Annotated in this window: 2 protein-coding genes; both read left to right on the forward strand. The window is 60.1% G+C overall.

Annotation, left to right across the window (positions count from 1 at the left end; genetic code table 11):
• Nucleotides 1-36 precede the first annotated feature (36 nt).
• Entirely contained in the window at nucleotides 37-1,092 is a 1,056-nt protein-coding gene (gene epd, locus FEM54_RS32700; RefSeq protein ID WP_017139397.1) for an erythrose-4-phosphate dehydrogenase, read from the forward strand.
• Between the two features lie 17 nt (nucleotides 1,093-1,109).
• Nucleotides 1,110-1,292 (forward strand): phosphoglycerate kinase (gene pgk, locus FEM54_RS32705; RefSeq protein WP_138454299.1); only part of this gene is annotated, 183 nt, incomplete at its 3' end.

Below are 1,292 nucleotides of genomic sequence, written 5' to 3' on the forward strand. Positions count from 1 at the left end.
ACATTCAGTACCGAACTCACCTTGATCGAGAACCCCATGCCTCAACCGCGTCCCTACAAAGTTGCACTCAACGGCTACGGCCGCATTGGTCGTTGCGTCTTGCGTGCTCTGTTCGAGCGAGGGGCGGCGGCCGGGTTTGAAATTGTGGCGATCAACGATTTGGCTGACATGGCCAGCATCGAATACCTGACACGCTTTGACTCCACCCACGGCCGCTTCCCCGGCGAAGTGCGGGTCGAGGGCGATTGTCTGCATATTAATGGCACCTGCGTGAAGGTCTTGCGCAGTGCCACCCCAGAAGGCATCGACTGGAAAGCACTGGGCGTTGACCTGGTGCTGGAATGTTCCGGTGTCTACCACACCCGTGCTGATGGCCAGCGTTTTCTCGACGCCGGCGCACCGCGTGTGCTGTTTTCCCAGCCGATGGCCAGCGAGGCGGATGTGGACGCCACCATCGTCTACGGTATCAACCAGGATTGCCTGACCGGCGATGAACTGCTGGTGTCCAACGCCTCCTGCACCACCAACTGCAGCGTGCCGCTGTTGCGCCTGCTGGATCAGGCGATCGGCATCGATTATGTGTCGATCACCACGATTCACTCGGCGATGAACGACCAGCCGGTGATCGACGCCTATCATCATGAAGACCTGCGCCGCACGCGCTCGGCGTTCCAGTCGGTGATTCCGGTGTCTACCGGCCTGGCCCGTGGCATCGAGCGACTGTTGCCGGAACTTGCCGGGCGAATCCAGGCCAAAGCCGTACGGGTGCCGACGGTGAATGTGTCCTGTCTGGACATCACCATGCAAACCGTCAGCGACACTGACGCGACGGAGGTCAACCGGATCTTGCGCGACGCCGCCACCAGCGGCCCGCTCAAAGGCCTGCTGGCCTACACCGAGTTGCCGCACGCCAGTTGTGATTTCAACCATGACCCGCATTCGGCGATTGTCGATGCCAGCCAGACCCGTGTTTCCGGCCCCAGGCTGGTGAACATCCTGGCGTGGTTCGACAACGAATGGGGTTTTGCCAACCGCATGCTGGATGTGGCAGAGCACTATCTGCACATCGCTTCTAAACAACCTCAACAGTAATTCAGGAACTGCGACCCATGACCGTGTTGAAGATGACCGACCTCGATCTGCAAGGTAAGCGCGTACTGATTCGCGAAGACCTCAACGTCCCAGTCAAGGACGGTGTTGTCACCAGCGATGCCCGAATCCTGGCCTCGCTGCCGACCATCAAGCTGGCCCTGGAAAAAGGCGCGGCCGTGATGGTCTGCTCCCACCTGGGT

This window comes from Pseudomonas edaphica, from assembly GCF_005863185.1.
In the GTDB taxonomy this organism is placed as follows: domain Bacteria; phylum Pseudomonadota; class Gammaproteobacteria; order Pseudomonadales; family Pseudomonadaceae; genus Aquipseudomonas; species Aquipseudomonas edaphica.

Excerpts from the sequence above, each read along its gene's own strand:
- epd (WP_017139397.1), top strand. The coding sequence starts at position 37 with ATGCCTCAACCGCGTCCCTACAAAGTTGCACTCAACGGCTACGGCCGC.